We start from the raw sequence: 18,211 nt of genomic DNA, 5'->3' as shown, positions 1-18,211 counted from the left end.
TGCAAATGAGTTTCATTCATGCCTTCATTAGTCCGCCTAGAACAACTGTGCGTAGAATTCGACGGTCGAAGAGTTCTTGATAATATAAACATGGATTTAGTAAAGGGTAAAATAACTACTCTCATCGGCCCAAACGGCGCCGGAAAATCCACCTTAGTCAAGGTTATCTTAGGCCTACAAAAACCCTCATCTGGCGACTTGCGCAAAAAGCCAAAGCTAAAAATTGGTTACGTCCCACAAAAGCTAACACTCAATGAAACTTTACCTTTAAATGTTCTGCGTTTTTTAAACTTGGCGGGTAAGTACAGCCATCAAGAGTGTCTAGATGCCTTAAAACTCGTAGGAGCAGAACACTTAATTCATAACAATATGCACTGCCTATCTGGTGGAGAGTGTCAACGCGTACTTCTGGCTCGCGCTCTGCTGCAGCGTCCTGAGCTATTAGTTCTAGACGAGCCTGCTCAAGGTGTTGATATCCAAGGCCAAATTGATCTTTATGATTTAATTGAAAGTATTCGCCATCGATTCGAGTGCGGTATTTTTATGGTCTCTCACGACCTGCACCTGGTTATGGCAAAAACAGATGAAGTCATTTGTTTACATCATCATGTTTGCTGCTCTGGTTCACCCGCCGACATCACCAAGCACCCTTCATACATTGCACTGTTTGGTAATGCGACCAGAGAATCATTAGCCTTCTACCATCATGACCACGCACATCACCATGATTTAGCGGGCTCTCCCGTTTCAGGGGATGCAAATTCTTGTGCAGCTCATTCACACGGACATCATCACCATGATTGAATTTTTACTTCCCTCAATTCTGGCTGGCCTTGGTATCGCTATCATCTCTGGCCCACTTGGCTCATTTGTCGTTTGGCGCAGAATGGCCTATTTCGGAGATACGCTTGCTCATGCCTCTCTTATGGGCCTAGCTTTAGGTTTTCTACTTAACGTTAACCTATACTTGGCATTGCTCGTGTGCTGCTTGATATTGGCTGTGGTTCTTGTCACATTGCAGAAACAGCAGGTGGTCGCAACCGATACGCTACTGGGTATTTTAGCGCACAGCTCCCTCTCGATCGGCTTGGTTTCTGTCAGCTTTCTTGACAACGTTCGAGTAGACTTGATGAGTTATCTCTTTGGCGACTTACTGGCAGTATCACCACAAGATTTAATTTTCATCTATGCCGGTGTTGTGACTATTGGCACCTGTTTATTTGTGTTCTGGCGACCACTACTGTCCAGTACCGTCAGTGAAGAGCTAGCCGCAGTAGAAGGCGTCAATATCGACTTGGTTCGCTTAGTTCTTATGCTGATGGTCGGCATTGTGATTGCCGTGGGTATGAAATTTGTCGGGGCATTAATCATGACATCGTTACTCATTATTCCAGCAGCAACCGCTAGAAAAGTCTCATCTTCTCCGGAGCAAATGGCTTTGATTGCCTCCATTATTGGTTCTGTTTCTGTCTTGATGGGGTTAAGTTTATCATGGAATTTTGATACTCCAGCTGGCCCATCTGTGGTTATAAGTGCAACCAGCTTATTCATGTTAAGCCAATTTATTCGACGTAGGACTTAGGTTTATCCTCTACCGTAAATAAGTATAAAGCTAACAGCTTAAGCACACTAAAAAGCCTGCAAACTAGGCAGGCTTTTACTTTTTAACTGAGTATTTGCAAATACCAATATTTGCAAATTTGGCTATTTACCAACCCGTTACTTCACGCAGACCTTGTCCAATCTCAGCTAGAGATTTTACTGTCTTAACACCTGCTGCCTCTAAAGCGGCGAATTTATCTTCAGCGGTCCCTTTACCACCAGAGATAATGGCGCCTGCATGGCCCATTCGCTTACCTGGAGGGGCCGTCACGCCAGCAATATAAGAAACAACCGGTTTAGTGACGTGTTCTTTAATGTATGCTGCCGCTTCCTCTTCCGCTGTACCACCAATTTCACCAATCATAACAATGGCTTCAGTTTCTGGGTCTTCTTGGAAAAGCTTCAGAATATCGATAAAGCTTGAACCAGGGATTGGATCGCCACCAATGCCTACACACGTTGATTGACCAAAGCCTTCATCCGTTGTTTGCTTAACCGCTTCGTACGTAAGTGTACCAGAGCGAGAAACGATACCAACTTTACCTTTTTTATGGATGTGTCCAGGCATGATGCCGATCTTACACTCATCAGGAGTAATAACACCCGGGCAGTTAGGACCAATCATGCGAACGCCAGTCTCTTCCAACTTAACTTTCACATCGATCATATCCATGGTCGGGATGCCTTCCGTAATCGTGACGATAAGCTCAATGCCAGCATCAATCGCTTCTAGAATAGCATCTTTACAGAATGGTGCAGGTACGTAGATAACGGTTGCCGTTGCACCCGTTACTTCCACTGCTTCACGCACGGTATTAAATACTGGTAGACCAAGGTGCATTTGACCGCCTTTACCCGGAGAAACGCCACCCACCATTTGTGTACCGTATGCAATCGCTTGCTCTGAGTGGAAAGTCCCTTGGCCACCAGTGAAGCCCTGACAGATTACTTTGGTGTCTTTGTTAATTAATACAGACATTATTTCGCCTCCGCAGCAGCAACAACTTTCTGAGCAGCGTCGGTTAGCGACTCAGCAGCAATGATATCAACATCAGAATTAGCAAGAACCTCACGACCACGATCGGCGTTAGTTCCCTCTAAACGAACAACAACAGGGACGTTTACACCCACTTCTTTAACAGCACCGATAATGCCATCAGCAATCATGTCACAACGAACAATACCGCCAAAGATATTAACCAAGACCGCTTTAACGTTGTCATCCGATAAAATAATCTTAAATGCTTCAGCTACACGCTCTTTGGTTGCACCGCCACCTACATCTAAGAAGTTTGCTGGTTTACCACCGTGAAGGTTTACGATATCCATTGTACCCATCGCTAGGCCTGCACCATTAACCATACAACCAACGTTGCCATCAAGTGCGACGTAGTTCAATTCCCACTGAGCGGCATGCGCTTCACGCTCGTCTTCTTGTGAAGAGTCGTGCATATCACGAAGCTTAGGCTGACGATAAAGAGCATTTGAGTCAATATTGATCTTACCGTCTAAGCACAATAAATCCCCTTCTCCCGTAATAACGAGTGGGTTGATCTCTAGTAGAGCAAGGTCGTATTGAGAGAACATTTTACCAAGACCCAAGAAGATCTTAACAAATTGTTTGATTTGATCGCCTTTAAGACCAAGCTTAAATGCAAGTTCACGACCTTGGTAAGCCTGTGGACCAACAAGAGGGTCGATCGCTGCTTTGTGGATTAATTCTGGCGTTTCTTCCGCTACTTTTTCGATTTCTACACCACCTTCAGTAGAAGCCATAAACACGATTTTACGCGTTGCACGATCCACGACCGCACCAAGGTAAAGCTCGTTGGCAATATTCGATGCTTCTTCTACAAGGATTTTGGTGACTGGTTGGCCATTTGCGTCAGTTTGGTATGTCACCAAATTTTTACCTAGCCATTTTTGAGCGAATTCTTTTACACCATCTTTGGTATCATGAAGCTCAACACCACCCGCTTTACCACGGCCACCAGCATGTACTTGGCACTTAACAACTTTTTTGTCGGTGCTGATACGGCCCGCCGCTTCAAACGCTTCTTGAGGTGTATTACAGGCATAACCTTCAGGTACAGGTAGCCCGAATTCTGCAAACAGCTGTTTGGCTTGATATTCATGCAAATTCATTTTGATATTCCGTTTGTTTTCCCTTGAGGGATTTATTATTTCCATAACACCGCGTTAAGTGCGGTATATCTGTAGGGTCTTTTCAAATCACGGCTCACTGAGTGTCTCAGTGCTTCAGCGAAATGAAGGCTAGAAAGAAGAAATCAAGCTAGCCCAAGTTGAGGTAAGTACCGAGCCATCCTACACAGCTCGGTACCTATCAAGATTAAACGTCTAGTAATAGACGGGCTGGATCTTCCAATAGCTCTTTAATCGTCACTAGGAAACCAACAGACTCTCGGCCGTCAATTAAACGATGATCGTAAGAAAGAGCCAAGTACATCATTGGCAGAATTTCTACCTTACCATCCACAGCCATAGGACGCTCTTGAATCTTATGCATACCTAAGATAGCCGATTGTGGTGGGTTAATGATTGGCGTCGACATTAGTGAACCAAACACACCACCATTTGTGATAGTAAAGTTACCGCCCATTAACTCATCAACGGTCAATTTACCATCACGGCCTTTGATAGCCAGCTCTTTGATGCCTTTTTCGATATCAGCAAAGCCAAGAGTGTCACAATCTTTTAGTACTGGGGTCACTAGGCCACGCGGTGTAGAAACCGCCATGCTGATGTCGAAGTAGTTGTGGTAAACAATATCATCACCGTCGATAGACGCGTTGACTTCAGGGTAACGTTTCAGTGCTTCAGTTACTGCTTTCACATAGAAAGACATGAAACCAAGACGAGTACCATGACGCTCTTCGAATTGATCTTTGTATTGCTTACGCAGATCCATGATTGGCTTCATGTTCACTTCGTTAAAGGTTGTCAGCATTGCTGTGTTATTTTTAGCTTCAAGCAGGCGATTCGCTACTGTTTTACGTAGACGTGTCATCGGAACGCGCTTCTGGCTACGAGCTGCCGCTGGTGCTTGAACAGACGCTTCAGCTTTTGGTGCTGATTTTTTCGATGCTAAATGAGCTTCGATATCTTCACGAGTGATACGACCACCAACACCCGTTCCTTTAACTTGCGCAGCGTCTAAACCATGTTCAGCCAGAAGACGACGAACAGCTGGGCTGAGTGCATCGTTACTTTCTTCATTAAGTGCCGCTTTGTGACGTTTATCAGGAGATGCCGCTTTATCTTCTGTTGTGTCTACTGTTGGTTCTCCAGCAACAGCACCAGGCTTAAGTCTTGCAATCAATTGTTTAGATAGAACAGTCGCTCCATCTTCTTCAAGAATGGCTTCTAAAATACCTGCTTCCGGGGCGGGTACTTCAAGCACAACTTTATCGGTTTCGATATCAACCAAAATTTCATCACGCTCTACAGCGTCACCTGGTTGTTTGTGCCATGTTGCTACGGTTGCATCGGCAACTGATTCAGGTAAATCTGGAACCAGAATTTCAATTGTCATATTTATTTCTTCCTTTTACTTCTAGTTCTTATTCGAAGTTTTTGTATTCACATTTAGCGCGTCTTCAACCAACGCTTTTTGTTGTTTCAAATGTACCGACATGTAACCGACTGCAGGCGAAGCTGAAGCTGGTCGACCTGAATATTTAAGGTCAGCACCAGTAGGAATCGCTGCACGGAAATTATGTTGACTACAGTACCAAGCACCTTGGTTTTGAGGTTCTTCTTGACACCAAACAAAGTCTTCCACATTCGTGTAAGAAGCAATAGCTGACTGAACTTCTTCCAGAGGGAATGGGTAAAGTTGCTCAATACGCACAATCGCGACGTCTTCTTGCTCATTATTGCGACGTTGTTCAAGTAGATCGAAATAGACTTTACCTGAACAGAAAACAACACGTTTCACTTTGCTCGGATCCAAACTGTCGATTTCTGGGATCGCAGGCTGGAAAGTACCATCAGAAAGCTCTTCTAATGTAGATGTACACAAAGGATGACGCAGTAGTGACTTAGGCGACATCACAATCAGAGGTCTACGCATCGGACGCACAACTTGGCGGCGTATCATGTGATAAACCTGCGCAGGTGTTGATGGAACCACAACTTGCATGTTTTGCTCAGCGCACAATTGTAGGTAACGCTCTAAACGTGCAGAAGAGTGCTCTGGGCCTTGGCCTTCATAACCATGCGGAAGTAACATCGTTAAACCACACAAACGAGCCCACTTTTGCTCACCGGAAGAAATGAACTGGTCGATCACAACTTGAGCACCATTGGCAAAATCACCAAACTGCGCTTCCCATATAGTCAAACCACTTGGTTCTGCGGTTGCGTAACCATACTCAAACGCCAGTACGGCTTCTTCTGAAAGCACAGAGTCGAAGACTTGGAAAGGACCTTGTTTATCGTGAATGTTAGCCAATGGGATGAATGTACTCGCATCAGTTTGGTTGTGGAGTACTGAATGGCGGTGGAAGAAAGTACCACGGCCCGCATCCTGTCCTGAGATACGGATACGTTTACCATCATCAACTAAGGTAGCGTAAGCCAGTGTTTCGGCCATACCCCAGTCGACAGGCTTCTCTCCGTTGACCATCGCGGCGCGGTCGTTGTACAGCTTGTTTACGCGGCTCTGAAGCTTGTGACTCTCAGGGTGCTGAATGATACGTTGTCCAAGTTCTTTCAAACGTTTCGGATCAAAAGTGCTGTCCCACGCGCTATCCCAGTCATGCCCAAGGTATGGTGACCAGTCAACAGAGTGTAATGCCATTGGACGCCACTCTTTAACAACAACTTCACCTTTATCCAGTGCATCACGGTATTCATTAACAAGTTGAGTCGCTGTTTCAATGTCTGATTCGTTCTTATCAATCAAAACATCCGCATAAAGCTTACGTGGCGTTGGGTGCTTTTTGATTTTTTGATACATTAACGGTTGTGTCGCATTCGGCTCATCCGCTTCGTTATGACCATGACGACGGTAACACACCAAGTCAATCACAACATCACGTTTGAACTCGTTACGATAATCCAATGCGATACGTGTTACAAATGCAACCGCTTCTGGATCGTCCGCATTAACGTGGAAGATTGGTGCCTGTACCATTTTCGCGATATCGGTACAGTACATGGTCGAACGGGTATCACGAGGATTCGAAGTCGTAAAACCAACCTGATTGTTGACAACAATGCGTACTGTACCGCCAACACAGAAGCCACGAGCTAAGGACATATTAAATGTCTCAGCTACCACCCCCTGACCCGCAATCGCCGAATCACCATGAATAGTAATTGGTAAAACACGGCTACCATCGTGGTCCTCTAAGCGATCTTGGCGTGCACGCACGGAACCGATCACCACTGGGTTCACAATCTCTAGGTGAGAAGGGTTAAATGCGAGCGCTAGGTGAACATCTCCACCCGGCGTTGCAAAGTCAGCAGAGAAGCCTTGGTGATATTTCACGTCACCAGTACCCCACGTATCATCGTGTTTTCCTGCAAATTCATCGAATAGGTCTTGTGGTCTTTTACCAAGAACGTTGACTAACATGTTCAAACGCCCACGGTGTGCCATACCAATAACGACTTCGCGCATGCCGTTTTTACCCGCATGACGAATCAACTCTTTCGTCATTGGAATCATGGCATCACCACCTTCCAATGAGAATCGCTTAGCACCTGGGAATTTCGCCCCCAAGTAACGCTCTAAACCTTCAGCTGCCGTGAGCTCTTCAAGGAAAGTACGTTTTTCATCTTGATTAAAAGAAGGTTGACCGACCACGGATTCTAAACGTTGTTGAATCCAACGTTTTTGCTCTGTATCTGTCATGTGCATGTATTCCGCACCAATCGAACCACAGTAGGTTTTCTTTAGAGCAGAATAAATGTCTTTTAACTTCATGGTATCTTGACCAATGGCCAAAGAACCTACATTAAAAGTTTCTTCAAAATCATCTTGAGTAAGGTTATGGAATGCTGGATCTAGTTCAGCCACGGGTGGGCGTAACCATAAACCTAAAGGATCAAGCTCTGCTGCTTCATGTCCGCGAAAGCGGTAGGCATTGATTAGCTGTAGAACTTTTACTTGTTTAGCGTCGACATCTGGGTCACTAACTTGGACACTGTAATGCTTTGTTTCTTGAGCGAGTCGTCGGAAGTAATCTCGGACACGTGAGTGCGGCTGTTCAGCCACTTCTTCTGAGCTCTTAGGTAACTCATCAAATACACGTTTCCATTCCTCACTTACCAAATCTGGATCACTTAGATACAGTTCGTAGAGGTCCTCTACATATGTTGCATTAGCGCCAGCCAAGTGTGAAGACTCGAGCCATGCCTTCATCGCGCCGTTGTGCATATTTTCCCTTAACCAGTAGTTTTCACGTTTACTTCGGTCTTCGCCGAGCTATTAAGCCAGCCGATTTCGGCTGGCGATTTTTGCTATCGATTATATTGAACGATTGATCAGCATCGTCTTAATGTGACCGATAGCTTTTGTAGGGTTAAGTCCCTTAGGACAAACACTTACACAATTCATAATGCCATGGCAACGAAAAACGCTAAATGCATCATCAAGATCGGACAAGCGTTCATTTGTTGCTGTATCACGGCTATCAATTAGCCAACGGTAAGCAGCAAGCAAGCCAGCTGGCCCAATAAATTTATCTGGATTCCACCAGAATGATGGACAAGAAGTCGTACAACATGCACACATAATACATTCATACAATCCATCTAAATGAGCACGCTCATCTGGTGATTGTAAGTTTTCACGGGAAGGTGGTAATGCACCATCATCAATCAAAAATGGTTTTACTTTTGCGTAGTTGTCATAAAACTGCGTCATATCAACAATCAGATCACGAACGACTGGCAAACCTGGTAATGGTCGAATAACGATCTTACTACCCTGTAAAGCAGAAAGAGGTGTAATACATGCAAGGCCATTCTTACCATTCATGTTAAGACCATCTGAGCCACATACACCCTCACGACAAGACCGACGGAAAGAAATACTTGGGTCTTGCTCTTTGAGTAAAATCAGCGCATCAAGTACCATCATGTCAGAGCCTTCTTTTACTTCAAGGGTGTACTCTTTCATGTAAGGTTTTGTATCTACATCCGGATTGTATCGGTATAAAGAGAAGTTTAGTTTCATTATCATATCCTCCCTCTAATATGTACGTACTTTTGGCGGAAAAGCTTCACGATGTACAGGTGACATATTAACGTCACGCTTAGTCATCGCTTCTTTTTCCGGGTTGTAGATTGAGTGACATAGCCAATTTTCATCATCACGATCTGGGAAATCGAAACGAGCATGTGCACCTCGGCTTTCTGTTCGGTAATTGGCCGCTACTGCAGTAGAGAATGCTGTTTCCATCAAATTATCTAGCTCTAAACACTCAATACGCTGTGTATTGAATTCAGAAGACTTATCAGCAAGGTGTGCATTTTTTAAGCGCTCGCGAATCACTTTAAGCTCTTCTAAACCTGTTGCCATTGCATCACCTTCACGGAATACCGAGAAGCTGTTTTGCATGCAAGATTGCAGATCTTTACGAATTTGAACTGGGTCTTCACCGCCTTTGCTGTTCTCCCAACGCATAGTACGTGCCAGAGAAGCTTCTATGTCAGATTCGGTTGCAGGGCGAGCTTCAGATTGCGCAGCCAAGGTTTCACCAAGGTGTAGACCAGTTGCACGACCAAATACCACAAGGTCAAGCAGTGAGTTACCACCCAGACGGTTTGCACCGTGTACTGATACTGAAGCAATTTCACCACAAGCGTATAGACCTTGAACTTCCACGTCTCGGCCATCGGCAGTCTGCTTAATTGCTTGACCAGAAACTTGAGTTGGAACACCGCCCATCATGTAGTGACACGTTGGAATGACTGGAATTGGCTCTTTTACTGGATCCACGTGCGCAAAGGTACGTGAAAGTTCACAGATACCAGGTAGACGAGATTCAAGAACGTCTTTACCAAGGTGATCCAGTTTTAGTTTGATGTGTGGGCCCCAAGGACCATCACAGCCACGACCTTCACGGATTTCAATCATCATTGAACGCGCGACGACGTCACGACCGGCAAGGTCTTTCGCGTTTGGTGCGTAACGTTCCATGAAGCGCTCACCGTCTTTATTTAGAAGGTAGCCACCTTCACCACGACAGCCTTCTGTGACGAGAACACCTGCGCCAGCGATACCCGTTGGGTGGAACTGCCACATTTCCATATCTTGCATTGGAACGCCTGCACGAAGCGCCATACCAACACCGTCACCAGTATTTATGTGAGCATTCGTTGTAGAAGCGTAGATACGGCCTGCGCCACCTGTTGCTAATATAGTAGCTTTCGATTTGAAGTAACAAATCTCGCCCGTTTCCATACAGATAGCAGTACAACCCATGATCGCGCCGTCTTGGTTTTTCACCAAGTCTAGTGCGTACCACTCAGAGAAAATGGTTGTTTTATGTTTCACATTTTGTTGGTAAAGCGTATGAAGCAATGCGTGGCCGGTACGATCTGCCGCTGCTGCTGTACGTGCCGCTTGTTCACCGCCAAACTCTTTTGACTGGCCACCAAACGGACGTTGATAAATAGAACCATCATCAAAACGAGAAAATGGTAAACCCATTTTTTCAAGTTCAATGACTGACTCTGGACCATTTTTACACATGTATTCAATCGCATTCTGATCACCGATGTAATCTGAACCTTTAACAGTATCGTACATGTGCCATTGCCAATTGTCCTTATGTGAGTTGCCTAGAGCAACCGTGATCCCGCCTTGAGCAGAAACCGTATGAGAACGAGTTGGAAATACTTTAGATAACAAAGCACAGGACAAGCCTTGCTCTGAAATTTGCAGTGCCGCACGCATGCCTGCACCACCAGCGCCGATTACTACGGCATCAAATTCACGAACTGGAATAGACACTTACGCACCCCACAAAATAAATAGACCAGAGAAGACATAGCCGAACAGCACAGCGATCACACCAAGTTGTAGTGCACCACGTAATTTTGTGCACTTGATATAGTCAGTGAAAACTTGCCACATACCAATCCATGCATGGATCAGAACAGAGACAAGTGCCAACATGGTGAAGGTCTTAGTGAATGTACCACCGAAAAACTGAGTCCATGATGCGTAAGAGATATCAGAGAAAGCACAAAAGCTGACTAGATAAATCGTGTATAGGGTCATAATGATGGCTGAAGCGCGTATCAATAAGAAATCATGAACGCCATTACGACCAAATGAAGAAACGTTTTTTACCATACTAAAATTCCTGCCAATACCGATAACACTGCGGTTGCACCGAAAGCAATTTTCGCGCTCAATGCTCCAGAATCTAGCTCTTCAAAATGACCTAGATCCATCAGAAGGTGACGAATACCTCCTGCAATGTGATACGCAAGTGCAGTCAGAATAGCCCACAAGATCAACTTCACGAAAAAGCTATCGACAATTTGTGCGGCATTCTCAAACCCTACTGGTGATGACAGGGAAATAGATAGTAACCAAAGTAATATACCCACCGCAACAAACGTAATCACACCAGAAACACGGTGTAGAATCGACGCAATTGCTGTGATGGGAAAGCGGATAGTCTGTAAATCTAAATTAACAGGTCTTGACTTTCTTTCTTTCACGGGCTTGCTCACTCAGCTCCATTAAGCATTTATTGTTATAACCAATTTCAGCTCCCAAATGCACAAAAGTTAACATTTACTTAACAAAAACCAACCATTCAGGCGATAGATAATTGTTTAAAAAATACTAACGTTAAGGATATAAAAACAAACCTCACTTTTGTTTCTAGCCCCCTCTATGCATAAGGATTTGACTAAAATCTTCTGTGTCAATATACGACCAGCAACATTCTAATACAATTGATGTAACAAATAATGCTACACAGCACAGATTTTTAGCGATTTTCATGAGAAAAATCATAACATGTGCACACAAAAATCGAGAAAAATTGACATTATGCTTTAACAACAGTACAAAAATGGCACATAAACATCCTGGACGGATTAAATAATAAACAAAGGAGATTGTTATGGCGGATAAGAAAGCGACCCTTCACGTTGAAGGTCAAGCGCCGATCGAACTGCCAATTATGGAAGGTACTCTCGGTACCCCTGTAATTGATGTTCGTAAACTTGGAGCTAATGGTTACTTTACATTTGACCCAGGTTTTCTTGCCACTGCATCTTGTGAGTCATCAATCACATACATCGATGGTGGAAAAGGGATCCTTTTACATCGCGGGTATCCGATTGATCAATTGGCCAATAACGCAGATTATCTTGAAGTATGTTACATTCTGCTTTACGGCGAAGCCCCAACACGTGATCAATATGAGCAATTTAAAACAACGGTTACTCGACACACCATGGTTCATGAGCAAATCGCAAGCTTCTTCCATGGTTTTCGACGTGATGCACACCCAATGGCTGTAATGTGTGGTGTAGTTGGTGCTCTGGCTGCGTTCTATCACGATTCACTTGATATCAATAACGATGAGCACCGCGAAATTGCAGCGTATCGCTTATTGTCAAAAATGCCGACTCTTGCGGCAATGTGTTACAAATATACGATCGGTCAACCGTTTATCTACCCTCGCAACGACCTGAACTATGCAGAAAATTTCCTGCATATGATGTTTGCAAATCCGTGCGAGGAGTACGACGTCAATCCCGTTGTTGCTCGCGCTATGGACAAAATTTTCACACTTCATGCGGATCATGAGCAAAACGCATCAACGTCTACAGTTCGTTTATCAGGCTCGTCAGGTGCGAACCCATTTGCATGTATTGCCGCAGGTATTGCATCTCTCTGGGGGCCAGCTCACGGTGGTGCGAATGAGGCATGCTTAAGAATGCTCGAAGAAATTGGCAGTGTCGACAACATCCCAGAATTCGTTGATCGTGCCAAAGACAAAGATGACCCATTCCGTTTAATGGGTTTCGGGCATCGTGTCTACAAAAACTACGATCCACGTGCAACGGTGATGCGAGAGACATGCCATGAGGTACTGAAAGAGCTTAATATTAAAGATCCACTGCTAGACGTTGCAATGGAACTTGAGCGTATCGCACTTTCTGACGAATATTTCGTGTCTAAGAAACTGTATCCAAACGTAGATTTCTACTCTGGTATCATCCTGAAAGCGATCGGTATTCCAGTGTCAATGTTTACGGTTATCTTTGCAATTTCTCGTACTATCGGATGGATTGCTCACTGGAACGAAATGCACAGTGACCCACTCAACCGTATCGGTCGTCCTCGCCAACTCTACACCGGAGAAACACAGCGTGATTTTTCACCACTTCATGAACGTGAATAAACTCTAGCTCCTGATATAAAACAAGGGGTAATAATCATTACCCCTTGTCGTCATTCATTAGTGATACTTGTCATTTTTATCGAAAATTCAGGTAACTCGATAATCCGAAATAGATCGTTAGGTTTATTGGTAATATACCTCGTGACTTCAAGATGCTTAGTTAGACAGGGTTATCAATATCGACAAACTCCACTTCCAGGCCATGCTCCTGAGCTAACCATTCACCCAGCGCTTTAACTCCATAACGTTCTGTTGCATGGTGCCCCGCTGAAAAGTAATGAATATCTAATTCGCGGGCTGCATATGTAGTTCGTTCTGAAATCTCGCCCGAGATAAATGCATCAAGACCATGCTGAGCCGCAAGTTCAATGAAGTCTTGACCGCCCCCCGTACACCAACCGACGGTTTCAATCAGCTTATCTGCTGTTTCCGGAGCGATATGCAAAGGCTCACGATTGAGTACTTGATTGATTTTACGAGCGAACTCCTTACCAGTCATCGCTTGCTTTAAACGGCCAAACATGGCGACTGATTGCGGATGCCCTTCTAGACCTCCTTCAATCTCAATATTCAGTAGACAAGCCAGTTGTGCATTGTTGCCTAATTCAGGATGTATATCGAGTGGTAAGTGGTAGGAGTATAAATTGATATCGTTTTTAATAAGGCTACGAATTCGTTTACCTTTCATGCCACGTATTGGCGCTGGCTCTCCTTTCCAAAAGTAACCATGATGAACCAAAATGGCATCCGCATTTTGCTCGATAGCATAATCAATTAAAGCCTGTGATGCGGTAACCCCAGTCACTACGGTCAATATCTCTTGCGCACCTTCTACCTGCAGCCCGTTGGGCGCATAATCTTTAATTAGCTGCGGGGAGAGTTTCTCATTTAGGATTTTTTCTAGTTGTAAATTATTCATTTTTATTTCCATTACGTTAGGCATAATATCCCCAAGTGACCTCAAGATTGACATCTCGAACTGTAATCAGGACACCAGAAGCATACGCCTAAGAAAAGATAGACTTCGTTACAGTATACTGAAAGTCTTCAAACCTAGATATCATATCCAATAAGGATTATTAATGAGTGACCTAGACCGTTTTTATCAGTGGATAATTGAAACACCCCCTCTTTTTAAGCTTTGCCCACCTTTTTCAACGGTTGCGGATCTGCCTAACCTGCCTTTCTCACAACAGCAACCTTATTCAGGTAACCCTAGATTAGGTTTTTTATACCAACACTTGTGCACAACATTATTCATTGAATCACCCAGATATAAACTGCTCGCAGAAGAAATTCAACTCAACGATGAGAATGGTCGTACTATCGGCGCTGTCGATATGATTCTCAACAACCTTGAAAGCGATCAGTATGAACATTGGGAAGTGGCGATTAAGTTTTACCTTCTTCATCAAGGTATTTGGTATGGGCCGAATGCTCTTGATCAATTGCATACGAAGCTCGAACGCATGCTTTCCCACCAGCTAAAAATGAGTAAGCGTAAAGAGTTTCACCAACAATTATCTTTGGATAAACCAGCCTCTGAGCATTTACTGATGCAAGGTCGTCTTTACATCAATCCTTTCTCTCCGGAAACAATCCCTGAGCAATGCTTAGGCTATGATCTAGAACCAAGCCAAATAGCGGGATATTGGTGTTATATACATCAGTGGGAGCAAATTACAGAGTCACTCTACCTACTGCCAAAGTCTTTATGGGCAATTGGTCAAACAAACTATAATGAGCCGATCGAGAAGCCTTCAAACAAATTTGTACACGCACAAACAAAAGGTGGACAATTTTGGTTTATCGTTCCTGACTCCTGGCCGAACAACATAGGCACCTGAAGTATCCTCAAGTCATGCATCCGAGTAATCTCAAGATACTTGAGTATAAAAACTGAAAAGTAAAAAGGCGACCACTGGTCGCCTTTAAAGTAGAGCTATAAAAATACGTCTTACTTAGGCGAGGTTACAACCCGGCCGACTGAAATACTTGATTGACAATTTCTTGTGCTTCAGCTTCGATTTGTTTTAGGTGTTCTTCACCTTTGAAGCTTTCACAATAAATTTTATAGATATCTTCTGTGCCTGATGGACGAGCTGCAAACCAACCATTCGCAGTTGTCACTTTAAGACCACCAATCGCAGCACCATTGCCTGGTGCATGAGTGAGACGAGCAGTAATTGCATCACCCGCTAGTGTCTCTGCTGAAACCATTTCTGCAGAAAGCTTCTTCAGTACATCTTTCTGCGGTCCATTAGCAATGGCTTGAATTCGATTGTATTTAGATTCGCCATGCTTAACCGCAAGCTCTTCATAATAGTCTTGTGGATTCTTGCCAGTTACGGCGGTGATCTCTGCCGCTAGAAGGCATAGCAAAATACCATCTTTATCTGTTGACCAAGGTGTACCATCCTTGCGAAGGAACGAAGCGCCTGCACTTTCTTCACCACCAAAACCGAACCGACCAGTGTACAAACCATCGACAAACCATTTAAAGCCGACCGGTACTTCACACAGCTCACGGCCAAGATCGGCAACAACACGGTCAATAAGCGCACTGGATACTAATGTTTTACCCACGGCAACGTCTTTACCCCACGCAGCACGATGACGATATAGGTAATCAATACAAACGGCTAAGAAATGGTTAGGGTTCATCAAACCTTTCGGTGTAACGATACCATGCCGATCGTAATCTGGATCGTTACCAAAGGCCAAATCATACTCGTCTTTTAACGCTAATAGCCCTGCCATTGCATAAGGAGAAGAGCAGTCCATACGTACTACGCCATCTTTATCAAGTGACATAAACTGGAAAGAAGGATCAATAGATTCACTGACTAGTGTCAGATCTAGATTGTATGCTTGACCGATTTGGCGCCAGTAATCAATGCCACTTCCACCAAGTGGATCAACGCCAATCTTCAAGTTAGCTTTTTGGATCGCTTCCATATCGATAACATTAACAAGATCATCGATGTATGGTTTCACTAAATCCGTCTCTACAAACAGATCCGATGCTTTAGCTTCTGCTAGTGGTAGACGTTTAACCCCTTGTAGCTCTTCGGCAATCAACGCGTTTGCACGATCTTCAATAGCTTGAGTCAGTTCTGCTTCAGCAGGACCACCGTGGGTCGGGTTGTATTTAATCCCACCATCTTGAGGTGGGTTATGAGACGGTGTAATAACAATACCATCTGCTTTATCATCGTGTTTAATATTATAAGTCAGAATAGCATGGGAAATACCCGGTGTCGGAGTATAACCGTTATTTTGTTGGACAATAACGTTCACACCGTTGGCTATCAAAACTTCAAGCACACTTGAAAAAGCAGGTTCAGACAGCGCATGTGTATCTTTACCAACAAAAAGAGGCCCGGTTGTACCTTGCTCTTTGCGAACTTCAGCAATCGCTTGAGCAATCGCTAGAATGTGGTTCTCATTAAATGTTTGTTTATCTGCAGTACCACGGTGACCAGACGTACCAAACTGAACTTTGTGGTCAGGGTTCGTTGCATCTGGTTGAAGCAAAAAGTAATTCGCAACGAGTGCTGGGATATTATGAAGATCTTCCTGCTGAGCTTTTTGCCCAGCACGAGGGTGCATAGCCATGTTTGACATCCTTCCATTAAAAAATAAATAACAATTAAAAACCTCATAATATTTATTACACATTATGAGGCTTCTATTGACTCTCTTAGATAGAGCCTGTTACTTTTTCAATTAAGTCTGGCTGAAACTCCATATGAGTCATCACTTGCTCTACCATTTGTCGTTTACGACTGGTATTGCTATTAGTAATCACCCAAAATGGGGTTCCTGGAATCGCTTTAGGTTTTGTCGTATTGCCATTGGCCAATAACGTAGTCTCATTATCGGCAAAATAAACTCGCTTTCGGCCTTTTACCTTTGTCGCCTGAGAGAAACTCTCTGGGTTTAATTTATGCAAAGTGGATAGCACGAGCATAAATCGATCGATCGCTTTTTTAAGGCCAGCAAATTCATCAGAGATAAGTAAAGAACGCATCTCCTTAACTGTATCAATTTTTGCTGTTCTTCCTGCGTCTTTACTCACGACAATCCCGCGTGACGGTTTTGTACCAAAAGTGGCTGGTGCTTCCTGAAGCAGCCCATCAAGGTTCAATAGACGTCGTAAAATGTCAGAGGCACTTTCACCGATATGCTCAGTTTGACCCGCAATGTAGCGGTATAGATCCTCATCAACCTCAATTGTTTTCATTCGCTTTTCACATTCTCAATGTTTAAACTCATAGGGATTATACCGAGATCCTTACGGATTCTCCACGTTAAACCCATCACGAATAAGATAAAATGTCAGTATTACTCAACTATAAACAAGAAGGTCAGGGCCAAACGGTTGTTTTAATTCATGGATTATTCGGCAGTTTTAGTAACCTTGGCTTATTGGCACGCGATCTCGCTCAGGATCACAGCGTCATAAGTTTAGACCTCCGGAATCATGGTCAATCATTCCATTCAGACGATCACAGTTACACATTGATGGCACAAGATGTTGCTAAGCTACTGAATCAAAAAGATTTAGAACCGGTAATTATCGTCGGGCACTCAATGGGAGGAAAGGTAGCGATGAAGCTAGCAGAAGTTGCGCCGCAGTATGTAAAACAGCTGATTATTCTGGATATGGCTCCCGTTGCTTACCAGGTTCACCGACATAAGGATGTTTTTCAAGGCTTGATCGCCGTAGATCAACGAAAGCCCACTACCCGTCAGCAGGCACTCGACCTCCTGGCGCAACATATTGAGAGCGATGGCGTTAGGCAGTTCTTATCTAAATCTTTATATAAAAATGATGATGTATTCACTTGGCGGTTTAATGTCAATGGCCTAATCGAAAATTACTCCAATATCTTAGGATGGCAAGAGATCCCACCGACAAACATACCTACGCTGTTTATTAAAGGGGGTGATTCCGACTATTTGATGCCCGAACACCAAGCAGCAGTGAAGCGACAATTTCCTCACGCAAAAGCTCACGTTCTCGCTAATACTGGTCACTGGCTTCATGCAGAACGCCCTACTGAAGTGATTCGTATTATTAGGAAATGCATGGCGAGTTAACAAATTCATTCAATAACGAAGGATAATTGATACAACCTCTTTCGTATTGCATTAACTTTACTGTTTAACAGTGATATAGTGCGCTCAAGAATTTT

The 18,211-nt window shown here is 44.0% G+C and carries 16 protein-coding genes; 5 read left to right on the top strand and 11 right to left on the bottom strand.

The genetic code is table 11. The features are described from left to right. The first annotated feature begins 18 nt into the window (after positions 1-18). Together znuC and znuB are read left to right on the top strand one after the other, a co-directional pair. Entirely contained in the window at positions 19-804 is a 786-nt protein-coding gene (gene znuC, locus VSA01S_RS04300) for a zinc ABC transporter ATP-binding protein ZnuC (RefSeq protein ID WP_039979263.1), read from the top strand. Next, positions 797-1,582: a zinc ABC transporter permease subunit ZnuB gene (znuB, locus tag VSA01S_RS04295; RefSeq protein ID WP_039979264.1), complete on the top strand. Its 786-nt coding sequence runs from the start codon at positions 797-799 to the stop codon at positions 1,580-1,582. Before znuC ends, znuB begins: the two co-directional genes overlap by 8 nt. Positions 1,583-1,708: 126 nt before the next feature. On the opposite strand, the gene sucD is transcribed toward znuB, so the two are convergent. The 8 genes from sucD to sdhC all read right to left on the bottom strand — a co-directional run bounded on the left by sucD (position 1,709) and on the right by sdhC (position 11,322). After that, a complete protein-coding gene (gene sucD, locus VSA01S_RS04290; protein ID WP_039979266.1) occupies positions 1,709-2,581 on the bottom strand; it encodes a succinate--CoA ligase subunit alpha in 873 nt (290 codons plus the stop codon). Beyond that, positions 2,581-3,747 (bottom strand): ADP-forming succinate--CoA ligase subunit beta, encoded by a 1,167-nt coding sequence (gene sucC / locus VSA01S_RS04285; RefSeq protein WP_021709643.1) that lies wholly within the window; start codon positions 3,745-3,747, stop codon positions 2,581-2,583. The genes sucD and sucC overlap by 1 nt, the downstream gene beginning before the upstream one ends. Before the next feature lie 205 nt (positions 3,748-3,952). Beyond that, the gene (gene odhB / locus VSA01S_RS04280) at positions 3,953-5,155 is read right to left on the bottom strand and encodes a 2-oxoglutarate dehydrogenase complex dihydrolipoyllysine-residue succinyltransferase (protein ID WP_039979267.1); all 1,203 of its coding nucleotides are present in this window, start codon (positions 5,153-5,155) and stop codon (positions 3,953-3,955) included. A 21-nt stretch (positions 5,156-5,176) separates the two neighbouring features. After that, on the bottom strand, positions 5,177-8,008 hold the full coding sequence (gene sucA, locus VSA01S_RS04275; RefSeq protein ID WP_039979268.1) for a 2-oxoglutarate dehydrogenase E1 component: 2,832 nt from the start codon (positions 8,006-8,008) through the stop codon (positions 5,177-5,179). A 90-nt stretch (positions 8,009-8,098) separates the two neighbouring features. Next, complete coding sequence (locus VSA01S_RS04270; RefSeq protein WP_039979269.1) at positions 8,099-8,809, bottom strand: succinate dehydrogenase iron-sulfur subunit; 711 nt, start codon at positions 8,807-8,809, stop codon at positions 8,099-8,101. 15 nt (positions 8,810-8,824) lie between these two features. Continuing rightward, positions 8,825-10,591, bottom strand: a complete 1,767-nt coding sequence (gene sdhA / locus VSA01S_RS04265) for a succinate dehydrogenase flavoprotein subunit (protein WP_039979270.1) — start codon at positions 10,589-10,591, stop codon at positions 8,825-8,827. Continuing rightward, on the bottom strand, positions 10,592-10,936 hold the full coding sequence (sdhD, locus tag VSA01S_RS04260) for a succinate dehydrogenase, hydrophobic membrane anchor protein (RefSeq protein WP_039979271.1): 345 nt from the start codon (positions 10,934-10,936) through the stop codon (positions 10,592-10,594). Further along, complete coding sequence (gene sdhC, locus VSA01S_RS04255; RefSeq protein WP_039979272.1) at positions 10,930-11,322, bottom strand: succinate dehydrogenase cytochrome b556 subunit; 393 nt, start codon at positions 11,320-11,322, stop codon at positions 10,930-10,932. The genes sdhD and sdhC overlap by 7 nt, the downstream gene beginning before the upstream one ends. Positions 11,323-11,720: 398 nt before the next feature. Here sdhC and VSA01S_RS04250 point away from each other — a divergent pair, with 398 nt between their 5' ends. Beyond that, positions 11,721-13,010, top strand: a complete 1,290-nt coding sequence (locus VSA01S_RS04250; protein ID WP_021709636.1) for a citrate synthase — start codon at positions 11,721-11,723, stop codon at positions 13,008-13,010. A 160-nt stretch (positions 13,011-13,170) separates the two neighbouring features. On the opposite strand, the gene VSA01S_RS04245 is transcribed toward VSA01S_RS04250, so the two are convergent. Then, positions 13,171-13,929 carry a Nif3-like dinuclear metal center hexameric protein gene (locus VSA01S_RS04245; RefSeq protein WP_039979273.1) on the bottom strand — a complete coding sequence of 253 codons (759 nt, stop codon included), beginning with the start codon at positions 13,927-13,929 and terminating at the stop codon, positions 13,171-13,173. A 163-nt stretch (positions 13,930-14,092) separates the two neighbouring features. Here VSA01S_RS04245 and VSA01S_RS04240 point away from each other — a divergent pair, with 163 nt between their 5' ends. Next, entirely contained in the window at positions 14,093-14,857 is a 765-nt protein-coding gene (locus tag VSA01S_RS04240; RefSeq protein WP_039979274.1) for a DUF1853 family protein, read from the top strand. Between the two features lie 124 nt (positions 14,858-14,981). Here the strand turns inward: VSA01S_RS04240 and pgm are convergent, their stop codons facing one another. Continuing rightward, positions 14,982-16,628 carry a phosphoglucomutase (alpha-D-glucose-1,6-bisphosphate-dependent) gene (gene pgm / locus VSA01S_RS04235; protein WP_039979275.1) on the bottom strand — a complete coding sequence of 549 codons (1,647 nt, stop codon included), beginning with the start codon at positions 16,626-16,628 and terminating at the stop codon, positions 14,982-14,984. Between the two features lie 85 nt (positions 16,629-16,713). Continuing rightward, positions 16,714-17,256, bottom strand: a complete 543-nt coding sequence (gene seqA, locus VSA01S_RS04230; RefSeq protein ID WP_039979277.1) for a replication initiation negative regulator SeqA — start codon at positions 17,254-17,256, stop codon at positions 16,714-16,716. A gap of 92 nt (positions 17,257-17,348) precedes the next feature. On the opposite strand from seqA, the gene VSA01S_RS04225 reads away from it, so the two are divergent. After that, positions 17,349-18,116 carry an alpha/beta fold hydrolase gene (locus tag VSA01S_RS04225; protein ID WP_039979278.1) on the top strand — a complete coding sequence of 256 codons (768 nt, stop codon included), beginning with the start codon at positions 17,349-17,351 and terminating at the stop codon, positions 18,114-18,116. Positions 18,117-18,211 lie beyond the last annotated feature (95 nt).

This window comes from Vibrio sagamiensis NBRC 104589 (genome assembly GCF_007990935.1).
Taxonomy (GTDB): Bacteria; Pseudomonadota; Gammaproteobacteria; order Enterobacterales; family Vibrionaceae; genus Vibrio; species Vibrio sagamiensis.
Note: the sequence above shows the minus strand (reverse complement) of the source record. Positions and strands in the feature narration are given on the sequence as shown.

Excerpts from the sequence above, each read along its gene's own strand:
- znuC (WP_039979263.1), top strand. The coding sequence starts at position 19 with ATGCCTTCATTAGTCCGCCTAGAACAACTGTGCGTAGAATTCGACGGT.
- znuB (WP_039979264.1), top strand. The coding sequence starts at position 797 with ATGATTGAATTTTTACTTCCCTCAATTCTGGCTGGCCTTGGTATCGCT.
- sucD (WP_039979266.1), bottom strand. The coding sequence starts at position 2,581 with ATGTCTGTATTAATTAACAAAGACACCAAAGTAATCTGTCAGGGCTTC.
- sucC (WP_021709643.1), bottom strand. The coding sequence starts at position 3,747 with ATGAATTTGCATGAATATCAAGCCAAACAGCTGTTTGCAGAATTCGGG.
- odhB (WP_039979267.1), bottom strand. The coding sequence starts at position 5,155 with ATGACAATTGAAATTCTGGTTCCAGATTTACCTGAATCAGTTGCCGAT.
- sucA (WP_039979268.1), bottom strand. The coding sequence starts at position 8,008 with ATGCACAACGGCGCGATGAAGGCATGGCTCGAGTCTTCACACTTGGCT.
- VSA01S_RS04270 (WP_039979269.1), bottom strand. The coding sequence starts at position 8,809 with ATGAAACTAAACTTCTCTTTATACCGATACAATCCGGATGTAGATACA.
- sdhD (WP_039979271.1), bottom strand. The coding sequence starts at position 10,936 with ATGGTAAAAAACGTTTCTTCATTTGGTCGTAATGGCGTTCATGATTTC.
- VSA01S_RS04250 (WP_021709636.1), top strand. The coding sequence starts at position 11,721 with ATGGCGGATAAGAAAGCGACCCTTCACGTTGAAGGTCAAGCGCCGATC.
- VSA01S_RS04245 (WP_039979273.1), bottom strand. The coding sequence starts at position 13,929 with ATGAATAATTTACAACTAGAAAAAATCCTAAATGAGAAACTCTCCCCG.
- VSA01S_RS04240 (WP_039979274.1), top strand. The coding sequence starts at position 14,093 with ATGAGTGACCTAGACCGTTTTTATCAGTGGATAATTGAAACACCCCCT.
- pgm (WP_039979275.1), bottom strand. The coding sequence starts at position 16,628 with ATGGCTATGCACCCTCGTGCTGGGCAAAAAGCTCAGCAGGAAGATCTT.
- seqA (WP_039979277.1), bottom strand. The coding sequence starts at position 17,256 with ATGAAAACAATTGAGGTTGATGAGGATCTATACCGCTACATTGCGGGT.
- VSA01S_RS04225 (WP_039979278.1), top strand. The coding sequence starts at position 17,349 with ATGTCAGTATTACTCAACTATAAACAAGAAGGTCAGGGCCAAACGGTT.